This window comes from Kaustia mangrovi (genome assembly GCF_015482775.1).
Lineage (GTDB): Bacteria > Pseudomonadota > Alphaproteobacteria > Rhizobiales > Im1 > Kaustia > Kaustia mangrovi.
In genome coordinates, this window is record NZ_CP058214.1 from 1,628,300 (window position 1) to 1,644,869 (window position 16,570).

The window sequence follows — 16,570 nt, forward strand, 5'->3', positions numbered from 1 at the left end:
GTGAGAAAACATGGTGCCCAGGAGAAGACTCGAACTTCCACGGGGTTGCCCCCACTAGCACCTGAAGCTAGCGCGTCTACCAATTCCGCCACCTGGGCATCGTGGGCGATGACATAGTGGCATCCGGGCATCATTGTCAACTCGTCTCGCAACATTCCCCGCCGATCGTTTCCGCCCGCCCCACGACAGAGCGTCTCAAGGCCCGCTTGGCGGTTGCTGGCGGCGCACGAGCATTGCATTCTCGCGCGAGACCGGTAAAACGCCGGACAAGGCGAACAGACACCCCGGGCCCCGTCGGCACGCGGCACGGCCCGGGCGGCAAGACTTGAATGAGGATCCTCGCAAAGTGGCCCAGACGTCCGACAAGCTGGTAACCATCATCGGCGGCTCCGGTTTCCTCGGCAGCCATATCGTGCGCGCGCTGGCCAAGCGCGGTTACAGGATCCGCGTCGGCGTGCGCCGCCCGGACACGGCCGGCCACCTCCTGCCGCTCGGCATGGTCGGCCAGATCATGCCGGTCCAGGCGAATGTACGCTATCCCGCATCGGTCGCGGCGGCCTGCGCCGGCGCCGACGCGGTCATCAATCTGGTGGGCGTCCTCGCCCCGTCCGGACGGCAGACCTTCGAGGCGGTCCATGTCTTCGGCGCGGAGGCGGTGGCCCGCGCCGCCCGCGAGGCCGGCGCGAAGACCATGCTCCATGTCTCCGCCATCGGCGCCGACCCCGAATCGCCGGCCGAATACGGCCGCACCAAGGCCGAGGGCGAGGCCCGCGTGCGCCAGGAGTTCCCGGAGGCGACCGTGTTCCGGCCCTCCATCGTGTTCGGCCCGGAGGATTCCTTCTTCAACCGATTCGCCGCCATGGCCCGCTTCTCGCCCGTCCTGCCGCTCATCGGCGGAGGCCACACGCGCTTCCAGCCCGTCTTCGTGGGCGACATCGCCAGGGCGGCGGCCGCGGTCGTGGACGGCGCGGAGACCGGCGGCAAGCCCTACGAGCTCGGCGGCCCGGAGGTCCTGACCTTCCGGGAGCTCATGGAGTTCATGCTGAAGACCATCCGGCGCAAGCGCGTCCTCATGCCGGTCCCGTTCCGGCTCGCGCGGCTCCAGGCGAGCCTCCTCCAGCTCCTGCCCAACCCGCTCCTGACCGTCGACCAGGTGACCATGCTGGAGCGGGACAATGTGGTCGGCGACGCGGCCCTGAACGAGCACCGCACCTTCGAAGCCTTCGACATCGCCCCGCGCGCCATCGAGGCCATCGTGCCGGACTATCTCGTCCGCTTCCGCCGCACGGGACAGTACGAACCGCCCCAGCGGGACTAGCGGCGCCCGCACCGGCCCGCTCCCCCACGAGTCCTTGCGTTTAGAACGGCACCGGCCCGCTCCCCCACCCGGCCACCCATAAATCATGATCCCGTGGGTGGCCGGGCGGGGGAGCGGGCCGGGGCCGCTGCAGCAAAAGACACTACTCAGCCCATATAGAGCACGCCCAGCAGCACGATGCCGAGTGCCACCCTGTAGAGCACGAAGACCAGCATGCTCGTGCGCCGCAGGAGCGCCATCATGGCAGCGATCGAGGCGAGCGCGGCGACGAAGCTCAGCCCCGCCCCCATCACGGCGCCGGCCTGCAGCGCGACATCGCCGCTGCGCGCGAGCTCCACGCCGATGGCGAGACCGGCGCCAAGAATGGTCGGGATCGACAGCAGCATGGAGAACCGCGCCGCCTCCGTGCGCTCGTAGCCGAGCCAGCGCGCCATGGTCATGGTCACCCCCGACCGGCTCGCGCCCGGCAGGATGGAGAAGATCTGCGAGAGGCCGACCAGTATGGCATCGCCCCAGCCCATGTCCTTCATCCGCCGGTCGAGCGCACCGCCGCGGTCGGCGATGTAGAGCAGCACGGCGAAGACCAGATTGGCCCAGGCGATGACGGCGAGCGTGCGCACGCTGTCGAGCAGGCCGGAGCTCATGACGAGGAAGCCCACCACGACGATGGGCACCGTCGCCGCGGCGAGATAGAGCAGCAGCCGCGCGCGCGCCGTGAGCCGCCCGCGCAGGAGGTCGAGGAGCCCCATCGCGAGCTCCAGCACGTCGCGCCAGAAATAGATCATCACCGCAAGGAGGCTGCCCACATGGATCGCCACATCGATCAGCGGGCCCTCGTCCGGCAGCACCGTGAGGAGGTGAACGAGGTTGAGATGCGCGCTGGAGCTGATCGGCAGGAACTCGGTGAGCCCCTGGATCAGCGCGAGGATGATGACCTGCTCGATTGTCACGGAACCCCGAACCTTTTCTGTTTTCGGGTTGCTGCGCCGGCCCGCACCCCCACCCGGCCACCCATGAGATCATGCTTGCCAGGGATGGCCGGGTGGGGGCGCGGGCCGGTGCAGCCAGAGAGCCGAATCGCTTGCCGCCTCCCCCTGAAGACTTCTATATCGGCGGCGGCAGGCGCGGCAACATGGCAGCGCATTGCGGAGATGGACCGTCCATATGGCCGTTTCCGGGCAGGGGCGACACGATCTGGCCGTATTCCGCTGGCATCAGCGCGCACATGCCCGATAGCCTCCGCCGGCCTCTTTGACGCATACTGGCGGCGCCACGATCCGCGACAGACCTCGCCGGCGCGGATACGTGCGGGGGGCAGACCACGACACCATCCGGCGACCAGACGGCATGCACGGACCCTGAATGCCCAAGCTCTACCACTTTCCGCTCGATCCGTTTTCCCGCCGCATCAGGCTGGCGCTCGGCGAATATGGCGCCGATGCCGAGCTGGTGGAGGAGCGCCCCTGGGAACAGCGCGAGGGCTTTCTCGCCCTCAACCCGGCGGGCGCGCTGCCCGTCATGGTCGACGACGACCGCACGGTGATCGCCGGCATCGAGGCGCTTTCGGAATATCTGGAGGAGACGCGCGGCGCGAGGAACCGGGTCACGCTCCTCGGCGAGACACCCGCCGAGCGCGCGGAGACGCGCCGCCTCGTCGCCTGGTTCGACATCCGGTTCCATCGCGAGGTCGGCCGGCTCGTGCTCGGCGAGAAGGTGGAGAAGCGCTTCGCCAAGCCGGGACAGGGCGGCGGCGCGCCCCACATGAAGGCGGTACGCGTCGGCCTCAACAATATCCGCCACCATCTCGACTATATCGGCTTCCTGTCGGAGGCGCGGAACTGGCTGGCCGGCGACCGGCTGACCCATGCCGATCTCGCCGCGGCGGCGCATCTCTCCTGCATCGACTATCTGGGCGACGTGCCCTGGAGCGAGAACGCCGCAGCCAAGCAGTGGTACCAGCGCATCAAGTCCAGACCCTGCTTCCGCCCGCTGCTCGCCGACCACATTCGCGGCATGCCGCCGCCGCGGTTTTATGCGGATCTCGATTTCTGAGGTATCGTCCGCGCGCCATGACGCAGGCGCTGAAACAGACCATTCGCGACCGCGCCCTGAAGGAAGGGTTCGACACGGTGGGCTTCGCCGCCGCCGACGCCATTCCCCATGCCGGGCAGGCGCTGGAGCGCTTCGTCGCCCAGGGCCGGCATGGCGACATGACCTGGATGGCGGAGACGGCGGAGCGGCGGGCGAGCCCCACCGCGCTGTGGCCGGATGCCCGCAGCGCCATCATGCTGGGCATGAATTACGGCCCCGACATGGATCCGCTCGCGCGCCTTGAGGACAGGGCCCGCGGCGTGATCTCCGTCTATGCGCTCGGCCACGACTACCACGACATCGTCAAGAAGCGGCTGAAGCGCGTGGCGCGCTGGCTCGCGGAGACCGAGGGCGCCGAGGTCAAGGTGTTCGTCGACACCGCGCCGCTCATGGAGAAGCCGCTCGCCCAGGCCGCCGCCCTCGGCTGGCAGGGCAAGCACACCAATCTCGTCTCGCGCGATTTCGGTTCCTGGCTGTTCCTCGGCGCGATCCTGACCAGCGCCGAGATCGCGCCCGATGCGCCGGAGACCGACCATTGCGGCCGCTGCCGCGCCTGCCTCGACATCTGCCCGACCGACGCCTTTCCGGCCCCTTACGAGCTCGATGCGCGGCGCTGCATCTCGTATCTCACCATCGAGCACAGGGGCCATATCCCGCTCGAGTACCGCAAGCCCATGGGCAACAGGATCTATGGCTGCGACGATTGCCTGGCGGTATGCCCGTGGAACAAGTTCGCCCGGGCCGGGCACGAGGCGAAGCTCTCAGCCCGAGACGCGCTGCGCGGGCCCCGCCTCGCCGATCTCGCCGAGCTCGACGACGCGGCGTTCCGCGAGCTCTTCCGCGCCTCGCCGGTCAAGCGCACCGGGCGGGACCGCTTCGTGCGCAATGTGCTGATCGCCATCGGCAATTCGGGCGACCCGGCCCTTGCGGCCTGCGCGGAGCGGCGTCTCGGCGATGCCTCGGCGCTGGTGCGCGCCATGGGGTGTGGGCGCTCGGCGAGCTTGCGCCGGCGGAGCATTGTTCCGCGCTCGCGGCACACCATATGCCCGCCGAGACGGATGCGGCCGTTCTGGCCGAATGGAGGAGGATCGCATGAGCCACCTGTTCTGCTTCGGCGCGGGCTTCAGCGCCCAGGCGCTGGCCCGGACCCTCCTCGCCAGCGGTTGGACGGTCACCGGCACCTGCCGGACCCCGGAGGCGGCGCACCCGCTCGCGGCCGCCGGCATCGCGCCCGTGCCGCTCGACACCGCCAACCCCGACGGGACGGCGGTCGCCGGGGCGCTCGCCACCGCGACCCATATCCTCGTCTCCGTGCCGCCGGACGGCGAGGGCTGCCCGGTCGCGCGGCTCTTCGGCGAGGCTATCGCGGAGCGCGCCGGCGAGCTCCGGTGGCTCGGCTACCTGTCGACGACCGGCGTCTACGGCAATCGCGACGGGGGATGGGTGGACGAGCGCTCCGCCCTCACCCCCGACACAGCGCGCGGGCACAGGAGGCTTGCCGCGGAGAACGACTGGCTCGCGCTTCACGGCACACGCGGCGTTCCCGTCCACATCTTCCGGCTCGCCGGCATATACGGGCCGGGCCGCAATGCGCTGGAGCAGGTCGCAAGCGGCCGCGCCCGGCGGATCGTCAAGCCGGGCCAGGTCTTCAGCCGTATCCATGTCGACGACATTGCCGGCGTGCTCGCCGCCTCCATCGCCCGGCCGGCCCCCGGCACCGCCTATAATGTGTGCGACGACGAGGCCTGCCCGCCGCAGGACGTGATCGCCCATGCCGCCCGGCTGCTCGGCGTCGAGCCGCCGCCGGAGATCCCCTTCGAGGAGGCCGGGCTGTCGGCGATGGCGGCGAGCTTCTATGCCGACAACAAGCGCGTCGCCAATGCGCGCATCAAGCGCGAGCTCGGCTACAGCCTCTCTTACCCCACCTACCGGGAGGGGCTCGGCGCGCTGCTCTCGTCGGTGGCGGCCTGACCGGCGCCCTCGTCCGCGCGCCGGCACAGCGCCTCCGCCGTCTCGCACATGAGTTCGATGTCGCCGCGCCGGGACAGGCGATGGTCGCCGCCCTTGACGAGGGTGAACGTCACATCCCCGCCCGCGAGCGCGCGATAGAGGTCGAGCCCGTGGCGCCACGGCACGTCCGGATCGTCCTCGCCATGCAGGATCCTGACGGGCCAGGGGGCGGCCATGCCGGCATCGAGCATCAGATGGCGGCGCCCGTCCTCGATGAGCGCGCGCGTGATCGGATAGGGCCCGTCGCCATAGCGCGACGGGCGCATCCAGACCCCCTGCCGGAGAATCGCCTCGCGCATCTCCTCAGGCGCGGTCCGCCAGATCAGCGCCTCCGTCATGTCCGCCGCCGGCGCCAGCAGGACGAGGCCCCGAACGCGGCCGGGCGGCAGGCGCGCGGCGAGCAGCAGGGCGAGCCAGGCCCCCATGCTGGAGCCGACGAGCACGCGCGGGCCTGCGGCATGGGCTGTGAAGACCGCGGCCGCCTCCTCGAGCCACAGCGAGATCGTGCCATCCTCGAAACGCCCGTCCGAGGCGCCGTGGCCCGAATAGTCGAACCGCACCGTATGGCGCCCCTCGGCGGCGGCGCGGGCGGCCAGGACGGTCGCCTTCTCGCCGCTCATGGCCGACTTGAAGCCGCCGAGCCAGAACAGGCCGCAGCGCCCCGCCACGGCCGTTCCGTCGCATCGCACGGCAAGGCGTGTGCCCGGGCGGACTTCGTGATATTGTTGCTGGTCTGTCATGGTCTCGACCGTCGACGCTATGATGGGCTGGGGCTGTCGGGCAATCGTTTGCTTGACTTGCACTTCCAACTTCAAGATTCATAGACCACATGAACAGCAGGTGTTTCGAGGCCGGCCGGCCCGCAAGACAGGTGCAACCGAGCCCGCCGGCGGCCATCGTAGAGGAAAGGAGACAGGAACATCGCACGTAGACCATTCAAGGCGCCGCCGACTCGCGACGAGGGACCGCGCGCCAATGAGCGCATCCAGGCCCGTGAGATTCAGGTTATCGACCACGAGGGAGCCAACCGCGGGGTCATGAGCGTCGAGGAGGGGATTGCGATCGCCGACGAGTCGGGACTCGATCTGGTCGAGGTCTCGCCCGGCGCCAGTCCCCCGTCTGCAAGGTCCTCGATCTCGGAAAGTACAAGTACGAATCCCAGAAGCGGGCTGCGGAAGCGCGCAAGAAGCAGAGGACCATCGAGGTCAAGGAAATCAAGATGCGCCCGAACATCGACACGCACGATTACGACGTGAAGATGCGGTCGATGCGGCGCTTCTTCGAAGAGGGCGACAAGGTGAAGGTGACGCTGCGGTTCCGTGGCCGCGAGATGGCGCACCAGAATCTGGGCCTGAAGCTCCTGGATCGCGTACGCGAAGACGTGGACGACCTCGCCAAGGTGGAATTCGCACCCAAGATGGAAGGCCGCCAGATGATCATGGTGCTCGCGCCGCGCTGAGTGCGGACCTGATCGGGCCATCGCAAGCAGGACTGGAAGCCGGCCCCTCGCGGCCGGCTTTCGTTTTCCGCGATCCATCGCCGCCCGCAAGGCCGCAACCCCTTGCATTGCCGGCGGGCTCGGCCTATAACCCGCCCCGCATCGAGCCGTCCGGCTACAGTCACGGGCATGCCGTGTCGGCTCCGACTGCTTCGCCAGGCTGGCCGTTCCTTCCATGAAGGACCCGCTTCCCCGACCGGGAAGCGCCGGGTGTGCCGGCCGATCGTTATTTCGGAAAGGAAGCAAAATGCCCAAGCTCAAGAGCAAGGCCTCCGCCAAGAAGCGCTTCCGCTTCACCGGCACGGGCAAGGTGCGCGCCAAGCAAGCCTACAAAAGCCACGGCATGATCAAGCGCACTCCCAAGCAGATCCGTCAGTTGCGCGGCACGACCATTCTTCACGAATGCGACGCGCAGATGGTGCGCAAGTTCCTCCCCTACGGGAACTGAGCGGACATCCCCTGGACAAAGTCGAGAGTGACGGAGATCTGACATGGCACGAGTGAAGCGCGGTGTGACGGGCCATGCCCGCCACCACAAGGTTATCAAGAAGGCCGCCGGCTATTACGGCCGCCGCAAGAACGCCTTCCGCACAGCCAAGCAGGCGGTGGAGAAGGCCGGGCAGTACGCCTATCGCGACCGGCGCCGGCGCAAGCGGTCGTTCCGCGCGCTGTGGATCCAGCGCATCAACGCGGCCGCCCGCGGCAACGGCCTGACCTACGGCCGATTTATCAACGGGCTCGACAAGGCCGGTATCGAGATCGACCGCAAGGTGCTGGCCGATCTCGCCGTGCGCGAGCCCGAGGCGTTCAAGGCGCTGGTCGATCAGGCCAAGGCCGCTCTTTAAGAGACGCCTCCCGCAAGGCACAAGCGACGGTTTCACCGGACCTGGCCGGGCCCCATGCCACTCTCGCCGCGTGCGGCTTTGTGTGCATGGCCGCCCGGCTTTGTCGTTTCCGGAAGGTGAAAGGTTGAAGCAAGGGGAGAGCGCGATGGACAGCGCCGTGACCGATATCGAAAAGCTCGAGCAGGAGATCCTGGACGCCATCGCCGAGGCCGCCGACGAGCAGGCGCTCGAGGCCGTCCGCGTCTCCGCGCTCGGCAAGAAGGGCCGCATATCGGAACAGTTGAAGGGCCTCGGCCGCATGAGCCCGGAGGAGCGCCAGGTCATGGGGCCGCTCCTCAATGGCGTGAAGACCCGCGTCAACGAGGCGATCGCGAAGCGCCGCGACGCGCTGAAGGAGATGGCGCTGGAAGCCCGGCTGGCCAGCGAGCGCGTCGACGTCACCCTGCCGGTGCGCCCGGAGCCGCGCGGCACGATCCACCCGGTGAGCCGCGTCTATGACGAGGTGGTGGAGATCTTCGCCGATCTGGGCTTCGCGGTGGCCGAAGGCCCCCATATCGAGGACGACTTCCACAACTTCACCGCGCTCAACATCCCGCCGGAGCATCCCGCGCGCCAGGAGCACGACACCTTCTATTTCAACGAGCGCGAGGACGGCGAGCGCATGGTGCTGCGCACCCACACCTCGCCCGTGCAGATCCGCACCATGCAGGCTGAGGAGCCGCCGATCCGCATCATCGCGCCGGGGCGCACCTTCCGCTGCGATTCCGACCAGACCCACACGCCCATGTTCCACCAGATCGAGGGGCTGGTGATCGACGAGACCACCCATCTCGGCCATCTCAAATGGGTGCTGGCGGAGTTCTGCAAGGCGTTCTTCGAGGTCGAGGACGTGAAGATGCGCTTCCGCGCCTCGCATTTCCCCTTCACCGAACCCTCCATGGAGGTCGATATCGGCTGCGCCTTCGAGAAGGGCCAGATCCGCATCGGCGAGGGTGACGACTGGCTGGAGATCCTGGGGTCCGGCATGGTGCACCCGAATGTGCTGACCGCCTCCGGCGTCGATCCGGAGCGCTATCAGGGCTTTGCCTTCGGCATGGGGCTCGACCGGCTCGCCATGCTCAAATACGGCATCCCCGACCTGCGCGCCTTCTTCGAGGCGGATCTGAGGTGGCTCCGGCATTACGGCTTCTCCGCCTTCGACACGCCGACGCTGGCGCGCGGCCTGAGCTGACCGAGACGGGACGAGAGAACGATGAAATTCACGCTAGGCTGGCTCAAGGATTATCTGGAGACCGATGCCTCGGTCGAGGAGATCGTGGACGCGCTGATCGGCTGCGGCCTGGAGGTCGAGAGCGTCACGGACATGACCGGGGCGCTCGCGCCCTTCACCGTCGCCTATGTGCTGGAAGCCCGTCAGCACCCCAATGCCGACCGGCTCAGGGTGTGCGACGTGGAAACCGCCGAGGGCGTCGTGCAGGTCGTGTGCGGCGCGCCCAATGCCCGCACCGGCATGAGGGGCGTCTTCGCGCCGTCCGGCACGCATATTCCCGGAACCGGCATCGACCTGAAGAAGGCGGAGATCCGCGGCGTCGAATCGAACGGCATGCTGTGTTCGGAACGCGAGCTCCTGATCTCGGAGGACCATGAGGGCATCATCGATCTGGAGGGCGACATTCCGGTCGGCACACCGGCGGCCACAGCCCTCGGGCTCGACGATCCGGTGATCGATGTCGCGATCACGCCCAACCGGCCGGACGCGCTCGGCATCTACGGCATCGCCCGCGATCTCGCGGCGAAGGGGATCGGCACGCTGAAGCTGCTCGACGTGCCCGAATATGAGGGTCGCTTCGCCTCGCCCATCGGCGTCGGGATCGACGTGCCGGAGAGCTGCCCGCTCTTTCTCGGCCGCTATTTCCGCGGCGTGAAGAACGGCCCCTCGCCGGCCTGGCTGCAGCAGCGGCTGAGGGCTATCGGCCTCAGGCCGATCTCCACGCTGGTCGACATCACCAACTACATCACCTTCGCCTATGCCCGCCCGCTGCACGTCTTCGACGCCGACAAGGTGGCCGGCAACATCACCGTGCGCTCCGCGCGCGACGGCGAGGCGCTGCTGGCGCTCGACGGGCGCACCTACACGCTTCAGCCCGGCATGGCGGTCGTCGCCGACGACCGGGAGGCGGAAAGCCTCGGCGGCATCATCGGCGGCGAGCATTCCGGCTGCACCGAAGAGACGGTCAACGTCTTCCTCGAGGCCGCGCTGTTCGATCCCGTCCGCACCGCGCTCACCGGCCGGCTGCTCGGCGTCCAGTCGGATGCCCGCTACCGCTTCGAGCGCGGCGTCGATCCGCTCTTCGTCAGGGACGGCATCGAGCTCGCCACGGCCATGATCCTCGAACTGTGCGGCGGCGAGGCCTCCGAGATCGTCTCCGCCGGCGAGCCTCCCGACACCGCCCGCAGCTTCACGCTGCGCAAGGACCGGGTGCGCACGCTCGGCGGGCTCGACATGGACCTTGCCGAGCAGAAGCGCATCCTGCATGCGCTGGGTTTCGCGGTGACCGAGACGGGGGACGGGCTCGACTGCGCGGTGCCGTCCTGGCGCCCGGACGTCCATGGCGAGGCCGATCTCGTGGAGGAGGTCTGCCGCATCGCCGGGCTCGACAACGTGCCCTTCACCGCCATGCCGCGCGCCCACGCGGTGGCCCGGCCCGTGCTCACGACCGGCCAGCGCCGCGTGCGCACGGCGCGCCGCGTGCTGGCCGCGCGGGGGCTCAACGAGGCCGTCACATGGTCGTTCCTGCCGGCGCGCGACGCGGAGCTGTTCGGCGGCGGGCAGGCGGAGCTCAAGCTCGCCAACCCGATCTCCAGCGAGCTCACCGATATGCGGCCCTCCATCCTCGCCACGCTCGCCGCGGCGGTCGGGCGGAACATGGCGCGCGGCTTCGACGAGGTGCGCCTGTTCGAGATCGGCCCCGCCTATGCCGGCGACAGGCCCGGCGACGAGACCGTTCGCGCCGCCGGCATGCGCCGCGGCATGACGGTCGCGCGCCATTGGGACGGCGGCCGGCGGCCCGTCGACGCCTTCGACGCCAAGGCCGACGCGCTGGCCGTTCTGGAGGCCTGCGGCGCGCCGGTCGACAATCTCCAGATCGTGGCGGAGGCGCCCTCCTGGTTCCATCCGGGCCGCTCCGGGACGCTGCGTCTGGGGCCGAAGAACCCGCTCGCCTGGTTCGGCGAGATCCATCCGCGCATTCTCGACGCGCTCGACGTGAAGGGGCCGCTGGTCGCCTTCGAGGCGAATCTGGGCGCGATCCCCGAGCCGCGCACCAAGGGGGCGACGCGTGCGGCGCTCGACCTGTCCGACCTCATGCCGCTCACCCGCGACTTCGCCTTCGTGGTCGATGCGGCGGTGGAGGCCGACAAGGTCATCCGCGCGGCCCGGGGCGCCGACAAGCAGCTCATCGCCGATGTGTCGGTCTTCGACCTGTTCGAGGGCGCGGACGCGGACGCCGCCTTCGGCGCGGGAAAGAAGTCGCTTGCCATCGCGGTCACGCTGCAGCCGCGCGAGCGCACGCTCACCGAGGAGGATATCGAGGCCGTCTCCAGGCGCATCGTCGCGCAGGTGGAGAAGGCGACGGGCGGCACGCTGAGGGGCTAGACCTCTCCCCCTCCCCTGTCGAGGCGGCGGCGGGCGAAGGGGGGCTTTCCTGCATGGCGGCGGCGGGCTATGGTTTGCCATATCCTCTCTATCCAGCCGAACAGGACCAGCCCCCCATGATCTCCGGCCTTGCCGCCGTGCCCTCCGACGAGCGCCTTCCCGAGGCGGTCGACACCGTCGTTATCGGCGGCGGTATCGCCGGCGTCTCCACCGCCCTCTTCCTCGCCCGCAAGGGCGTCTCCGTCGCGCTCTGCGAAAAGGGCCTCATCGGCGCGGAGCAATCGAGCCGGAACTGGGGCTGGTGCCGGCAGATGGGGCGCGATCCCCGCGAGATCCCGCTGATCGTGGAGTCGCTCGACCTGTGGCGGCGCATGGACGAGATGACCGGCGAGGAGACCGGCTTCAGGCAGACCGGCATCCTCTATCTCTGCGAGGACCGCAAGGCGCTGGACGAGCGCGCCAAATGGATGGAGCACGCGCGCGCCTACCAGCTCGATTCCCGGCTCATCACGGGCGAGGAGGTGGCAGAGCTCATGCCGGGCACGGCGAAGGCCTGGGCCGGCGCGCTCTACACGCCCAGCGACGGGCGCGCGGAACCCTTCAAGGCGGCGCCCGCCATCGCGCTCGGCGCCCGCAAGGCCGGCGCCCATATCGCCACGGGCTGCGCCGTGCGCGGCATCGAGACCTCGGGCGGGCGCGTCTCCGCCGTCGTGACGGAGAAGGGGCGCATCGCCTGCTCCTCCGCCGTTCTGGCGGGCGGCGCATGGTCGCGCGTCTTCTGCCGCAATCTCGGAATCACCCTGCCGCAGCTCAAGCTCTTGTCCTCCGTCATGCGCACCACGCCGGTCGAGAACGGGCCGGCGCCGTCGGCCTGGGGCCCCGGCTTCTCGTTCCGCAAGCGCGACGACGGCGGCTACACGGTCGCCCATGGCGGCGTGACGGTGGCGGAGATCGTGCCCGACAGCTTCCGCTTCCTGCTCGCCTTCATCCCCCAGATCCGCGACGAGCGGCGGAGCCTGCGCCTGCGCCTCAACCGCCGCTTCCTGGAGGAATGGCGGATGAAGACGCGCTGGTCGCTCGACGAGGCGACGCCGTTCGAGGCGGTGCGCATCCTCGACCCCTCGCCTCAGAAGCACATTCTGGACGAGGCCTTCGCCAATCTGAAGCGCGCCTTTCCGGCGTTCGAGACCGCGCGCGTCGCGGAAAGCTGGGCCGGGCTGATCGACGCCACGCCCGACACCGTGCCGGTGATCTCCTCGCTCGACACGCTGCCGGGTTTCCACATCGCCACCGGCTTCTCCGGCCACGGTTTCGGCCTCGGCCCCGGCGCGGGCCGGCTGATGGCCGATCTGGTGACCGGCGACGAGCCCATCGTCGACCCGGCCCCATTCAGCCTGAAACGCTTCGGCGGGACCGCCTGACAATCGGTCGAGCCGGGCGAGCCGGATTGCAAGGTCGGTTCAGGACACGACGTAACGGACGGAGAGCATGGATCAGGGAACGATAGTGACGCTGCTGTCCGTTGCGGTCGCAGCGGGAATCGGGGGCGGCGTGCTCGCCGGCCTGCTCGGCGTGGGCGGCGGCATCGTCATCGTGCCCGCGCTCTATTTCGCGCTCTCGCTCACCGGGATGGAGCCGGGGCTGGTCATGCAGGTGTCGGTCGGCACCTCCCTCGCCTCGATCATCTTCACCTCGCTGAGCTCCGCGCACGGGCACTATCAGCGCGGCGCCGTCGACTTCAAGCTGCTGAAGCTGTGGGCACCCTCGCTGCTGGTCGGCGTGCTCGCCGGCTCCAGCTTCGGCGGACTGATCGACGGGCGCGTCCTGATGGGCGTGTTCGCCGCGGTGGCCGCCGCGGTCGCGCTCGACATGCTGCTGCGCAAGCAGAAGGACGGGACCACGCCCCGCAGCTTCTCCAAACCCGTCTGGGCGGGCTTCGGCGTGGTCGCCGGCGCGATCTCTGCGATGATGGGCATTGGCGGCGGCACGGTCTGCGTGCCGCTCCTGAACATCCTTGGCTACGATATCCGCAAGGCGGTCGGCACGTCCGCCGCGATCGGCCTGATCATCGCGCTGCCGGGCGCGATCGTGTACATGATCACCGGCTTCGGCAGCGAGGGCCTGCCGCCCTACTCGCTGGGCTATGTCAACCTCCTGGCGGCGGCGATCATCACGCCGCTCACCGTCCTGTTCGCCCGGCTCGGCGTGCGCATCGCCCACGCCATCCCGCAACGCGCGCTCCGGCTCGCCTTCGGCCTCTTCCTCGGCCTCACCGCGGCACGCATGGTGCTGGACCTGATCCAGTCCTTCTAGGGGACAGCACGCAATACGCCGACGCGGGGGTCCCTACATGTGGATGGCGCGGTCGGCCACGGCGAGGGCGGCTTCCTTGACGGCCTCCGACAGGGTGGGATGGGCGTGGCAGGTACGCGCGAGATCCTCCGCGGAGCCTTCGAATTCCATGAGCACGGCCGCCTCGTGGATCATCTCGCCCGCATTGGCCCCGATGATGTGAACGCCGAGAACCTTGTCGGTCTTGGCATCCGCAAGCACCTTCACGAAGCCGTCGGTCGTGTGGTTGACCTTGGCGCGGCCATTGGCGGTGAAGGGGAACTTGCCGACCTTGTAGTCGACGCCCGCCTCCTTGAGTTCCTCCTCGGTCTTGCCGACATAGGCGACCTCGGGCGCGGTATAGACGACGCCGGGGATGACACCGTAATTCACGTGCCCAGCCTGGCCCGCGACGATCTCGGCAAGCGCCACGCCCTCGTCCTCGGCCTTGTGGGCGAGCATGGGGCCGGCGATCACGTCGCCGATGGCGTAGATGCCGTCGACGCTGGTCTTGAAATGGTCGTCGACCTCGACGCGGCCCTTGTCGTCGGTCTTCACGCCGACATCCTCAAGCCCCAAGCCCTCCGTATAGGGCACGCGGCCGATGGAGACGAGCACCGTATCGGCCTCCAGCGTCTGGGCATCGCCGCCCTTGGCCGGCTCCACCGTGACCGTCACGCCCTTCTTCTGCGTCTCCACCTTCGTCACCTTGGTGGAGAGCATGAAGGTGAAGCCCTGCTTCTTCAGGATGCGCTGGAAGGTCTTCGACACCTCGCCATCCATGCCGGGCGTGATCCGGTCGAGGAACTCCACGACCGTCACCTCCGCGCCGAGACGGCTCCACACGGAGCCGAGCTCGAGCCCGATATAGCCGCCGCCGATGACGACGAGCTTGCCCGGCACCTTGTCGAGCGCCAGCGCGCCGGTGGAGGAGACGACCTGCTTCTCGTCGATCTCGACGCCGGGCAGCCGCGCAATGTCGGAGCCCGTCGCGATGACGATATTCTTCGCCTCCAGCGTCTTCTTGTCGCCCTTTTCGGGCGTGACCTCGACCTTGCCCTTGGCGACGATCTTGCCCGTGCCCTGGACGGTCTCGATCTTGTTCTTCTTGAACAGGAAGGCGACGCCCTTGACGTTGCCGTCCACACCCTCGTCCTTGAAGGCGAGCATCTTCTTCAGGTCGAGCTTCGGCTTGTTGAGGCCGATCCCCATGTCGCCGAGCCTGTTGGCCGCCTCGTCATACATCTCGGAGGCATGGAGCATCGCCTTGGAGGGAATGCACCCCACATTGAGGCAGGTACCGCCGAAGGTCGCGCGTTTCTCCACCACCGCCACCTTCAGGCCGAGCTGCGCCGCGCGGATCGCGCAGACATAGCCGCCGGGGCCGGTTCCGATGACGATGAGGTCGAAGCTGTCCGCCATAACGTGCCTTTCCGTCCGGGTCGTGCGGGACGCCGTGAGCCGCGGGGGTCGCGGCGAAGCGATAGGGGTCCGCTAGAGATCGAGCATCAGCCGCTGGGGCTGTTCGAGCGTGTCCTTGATGCGCACGAGGAAGGTCACCGCCTCGCGGCCGTCGACGATGCGATGGTCGTAGGACAGCGCCAGATACATCATCGGCCTGAGCTTGATCTCGCCGTCGACCGCCATGGGCCGCTGCTGGATCTTGTGCATGCCGAGAATGCCCGACTGGGGCGCATTGAGGATCGGCGTCGACATCAGGGATCCGTAGACGCCGCCATTGGAGATGGTGAAGGTGCCGCCCTGCATCTCCTCCAGCTTGAGCTGGCCGTCGCGAGCGCGCGCGGCATAGTCGTTGATCGTCTTCTCGATCTCCGCGAGGCTCAGCGCGTCGGCATCGCGCACCACCGGCACGACGAGGCCCTTCTCCGTGCCGACCGCGACGCCGACATGGTAGTAGTTCTTGTAGACCAGATCGTCGCCGTCGATCTCGGCATTGACCTCCGGGATCTCTTTCAGCGCGTGCACGCAGGCCTTCACGAAGAAGCTCATGAAGCCGAGCTTCACGCCGTGCTTCTTCTCGAAGAGATCCTTGTACTCGCTCCTGAGCGCCATGACGGCGGTCATGTCCACCTCGTTGAAGGTGGTCAGCATGGCGGCGGTGTCCTGGGCGTCCTTGAGGCGCCTGGCGATGGTTTTGCGCAGGCGCGTCATGCGCACGCGCTCCTCGCGGGACGCGTCGTCCTCGGCGACCGGCGCGCGCGGCGCCTTCGCCTGAGCCGGCGCCTCCGCCTTGCCACCCTCGTCCTTCTCCAGGAACGCCAGAACGTCGCCCTTCAGGATGCGGCCGTCCTTGCCGGAGCCCTCGATCCTGGAGGGGTCGACATTGGCCTCCTCCACGATCTTGCGCACCGCCGGAGACAGCGGCTGGTCGCCCGAGGGCTCGGCCTTCGCCGGCGCCTCTTCCGGCTCCTCGGCCTTCGCCTCAGGCTCCGGCGCCTTCTCCGGCGCGGGCTCCTTAGCCTTTTCTTCCTTGGCCGGCGCCTCGCTCGCCGCGGCCGCCGCGCCTTCGGCGATGGCCCCCAGAAGCGCGCCGACCTCGACGGTATCGCCGTCCTTGGCCGAAATCTCCGACAGGGTGCCGGCAGCGGGGGCCGGGACCTCGACCGTCACCTTGTCGGTCTCCAGCTCCACAAGCGGCTCGTCGGCCTGGACGGCATCGCCCTCCTTCTTGAACCACTGGGCGATGGTGGCTTCGGTCACCGACTCGCCAAGGCTTGGAACACGTATCTCGGTCGCCATCTAAGCCCTTTCCCAAAGAACGCGCCGGGCCCTGCCGGACGCGCGCTTCGTTTCATGTCACA

General features: G+C 68.7%; 13 protein-coding genes, 1 tRNA gene and 2 pseudogenes. 11 read left to right on the forward strand and 5 right to left on the reverse strand.

Annotated elements, in window-relative coordinates:
• Nucleotides 1-11 precede the first annotated feature (11 nt).
• Nucleotides 12-98, reverse strand: a tRNA-Leu gene (locus tag HW532_RS07645).
• Between the two features lie 248 nt (nt 99-346).
• Here HW532_RS07645 and HW532_RS07650 point away from each other — a divergent pair.
• Nucleotides 347-1,318, forward strand: a complete 972-nt coding sequence (locus HW532_RS07650) for a complex I NDUFA9 subunit family protein (RefSeq protein ID WP_213163818.1) — start codon at nt 347-349, stop codon at nt 1,316-1,318.
• Nucleotides 1,319-1,464: 146 nt separating this feature from the next.
• Here HW532_RS07650 and HW532_RS07655 read toward each other — a convergent pair whose 3' ends face one another.
• A complete protein-coding gene (locus HW532_RS07655) occupies nt 1,465-2,268 on the reverse strand; it encodes an undecaprenyl-diphosphate phosphatase (protein ID WP_213163819.1) in 804 nt (267 codons plus the stop codon).
• Between the two features lie 412 nt (nt 2,269-2,680).
• On the opposite strand from HW532_RS07655, the gene HW532_RS07660 reads away from it, so the two are divergent.
• The 3 genes and pseudogenes from HW532_RS07660 (at nt 2,681) to HW532_RS07670 (ending at nt 5,380) form a co-directional block, all read left to right on the forward strand.
• Entirely contained in the window at nt 2,681-3,370 is a 690-nt protein-coding gene (locus HW532_RS07660) for a glutathione S-transferase family protein (protein WP_213163820.1), read from the forward strand.
• 17 nt (nt 3,371-3,387) lie between these two features.
• Nucleotides 3,388-4,505, forward strand: a pseudogene (gene queG, locus HW532_RS07665) (tRNA epoxyqueuosine(34) reductase QueG).
• Complete coding sequence (locus HW532_RS07670; RefSeq protein ID WP_213163821.1) at nt 4,502-5,380, forward strand: SDR family oxidoreductase; 879 nt, start codon at nt 4,502-4,504, stop codon at nt 5,378-5,380. Before queG ends, HW532_RS07670 begins: the two are co-directional and overlap by 4 nt.
• Here the strand turns inward: HW532_RS07670 and HW532_RS07675 are convergent.
• Complete coding sequence (locus HW532_RS07675) at nt 5,335-6,159, reverse strand: alpha/beta fold hydrolase (protein ID WP_213163822.1); 825 nt, start codon at nt 6,157-6,159, stop codon at nt 5,335-5,337. The two genes, HW532_RS07670 and HW532_RS07675, sit on opposite strands and share 46 nt — an antisense overlap.
• A 180-nt stretch (nt 6,160-6,339) precedes the next feature.
• Between HW532_RS07675 and infC the strand changes: the two are divergent.
• The 7 genes and pseudogenes from infC to HW532_RS07710 all read left to right on the forward strand — a co-directional run bounded on the left by infC (nt 6,340) and on the right by HW532_RS07710 (nt 13,730).
• Nucleotides 6,340-6,878, forward strand: a pseudogene (gene infC / locus HW532_RS07680) (translation initiation factor IF-3).
• Nucleotides 6,879-7,164: 286 nt separating this feature from the next.
• A complete protein-coding gene (gene rpmI / locus HW532_RS07685; protein ID WP_213163823.1) occupies nt 7,165-7,365 on the forward strand; it encodes a 50S ribosomal protein L35 in 201 nt (66 codons plus the stop codon).
• A gap of 43 nt (nt 7,366-7,408) precedes the next feature.
• Nucleotides 7,409-7,762, forward strand: coding sequence for a 50S ribosomal protein L20 (rplT, locus tag HW532_RS07690; protein WP_213163824.1), 354 nt, complete (start codon nt 7,409-7,411; stop codon nt 7,760-7,762).
• A gap of 145 nt (nt 7,763-7,907) precedes the next feature.
• Nucleotides 7,908-8,993: a phenylalanine--tRNA ligase subunit alpha gene (gene pheS / locus HW532_RS07695; protein WP_246479677.1), complete on the forward strand. Its 1,086-nt coding sequence runs from the start codon at nt 7,908-7,910 to the stop codon at nt 8,991-8,993.
• Nucleotides 8,994-9,014: 21 nt separating this feature from the next.
• Nucleotides 9,015-11,417 (forward strand): phenylalanine--tRNA ligase subunit beta, encoded by a 2,403-nt coding sequence (gene pheT, locus HW532_RS07700; RefSeq protein WP_213163825.1) that lies wholly within the window; start codon nt 9,015-9,017, stop codon nt 11,415-11,417.
• 119 nt (nt 11,418-11,536) lie between these two features.
• Nucleotides 11,537-12,838 carry an NAD(P)/FAD-dependent oxidoreductase gene (locus HW532_RS07705; protein WP_425491951.1) on the forward strand — a complete coding sequence of 434 codons (1,302 nt, stop codon included), beginning with the start codon at nt 11,537-11,539 and terminating at the stop codon, nt 12,836-12,838.
• A gap of 67 nt (nt 12,839-12,905) precedes the next feature.
• Complete coding sequence (locus tag HW532_RS07710) at nt 12,906-13,730, forward strand: sulfite exporter TauE/SafE family protein (protein WP_213163827.1); 825 nt, start codon at nt 12,906-12,908, stop codon at nt 13,728-13,730.
• A 33-nt stretch (nt 13,731-13,763) separates the two neighbouring features.
• On the opposite strand, the gene lpdA is transcribed toward HW532_RS07710, so the two are convergent.
• Together lpdA and odhB are read right to left on the reverse strand one after the other, a co-directional pair.
• Nucleotides 13,764-15,170, reverse strand: coding sequence for a dihydrolipoyl dehydrogenase (lpdA, locus tag HW532_RS07715; RefSeq protein WP_213163828.1), 1,407 nt, complete (start codon nt 15,168-15,170; stop codon nt 13,764-13,766).
• 72 nt (nt 15,171-15,242) lie between these two features.
• Complete coding sequence (odhB, locus tag HW532_RS07720; protein ID WP_213163829.1) at nt 15,243-16,508, reverse strand: 2-oxoglutarate dehydrogenase complex dihydrolipoyllysine-residue succinyltransferase; 1,266 nt, start codon at nt 16,506-16,508, stop codon at nt 15,243-15,245.
• Between the last annotated feature and the right edge of the window lie 62 nt (nt 16,509-16,570).

What these genes read in the sequence shown, in the direction of transcription:
- HW532_RS07660 (WP_213163820.1), top strand. Translation starts at nt 2,681, where the DNA reads ATGCCCAAGCTCTACCACTTTCCGCTCGATCCGTTTTCCCGCCGCATC.
- HW532_RS07670 (WP_213163821.1), top strand. Translation starts at nt 4,502, where the DNA reads ATGAGCCACCTGTTCTGCTTCGGCGCGGGCTTCAGCGCCCAGGCGCTG.
- HW532_RS07675 (WP_213163822.1), bottom strand. Translation starts at nt 6,159, where the DNA reads ATGACAGACCAGCAACAATATCACGAAGTCCGCCCGGGCACACGCCTT.
- rpmI (WP_213163823.1), top strand. Translation starts at nt 7,165, where the DNA reads ATGCCCAAGCTCAAGAGCAAGGCCTCCGCCAAGAAGCGCTTCCGCTTC.
- rplT (WP_213163824.1), top strand. Translation starts at nt 7,409, where the DNA reads ATGGCACGAGTGAAGCGCGGTGTGACGGGCCATGCCCGCCACCACAAG.
- pheS (WP_246479677.1), top strand. Translation starts at nt 7,908, where the DNA reads ATGGACAGCGCCGTGACCGATATCGAAAAGCTCGAGCAGGAGATCCTG.
- pheT (WP_213163825.1), top strand. Translation starts at nt 9,015, where the DNA reads ATGAAATTCACGCTAGGCTGGCTCAAGGATTATCTGGAGACCGATGCC.
- HW532_RS07710 (WP_213163827.1), top strand. Translation starts at nt 12,906, where the DNA reads ATGGATCAGGGAACGATAGTGACGCTGCTGTCCGTTGCGGTCGCAGCG.
- lpdA (WP_213163828.1), bottom strand. Translation starts at nt 15,170, where the DNA reads ATGGCGGACAGCTTCGACCTCATCGTCATCGGAACCGGCCCCGGCGGC.
- odhB (WP_213163829.1), bottom strand. Translation starts at nt 16,508, where the DNA reads ATGGCGACCGAGATACGTGTTCCAAGCCTTGGCGAGTCGGTGACCGAA.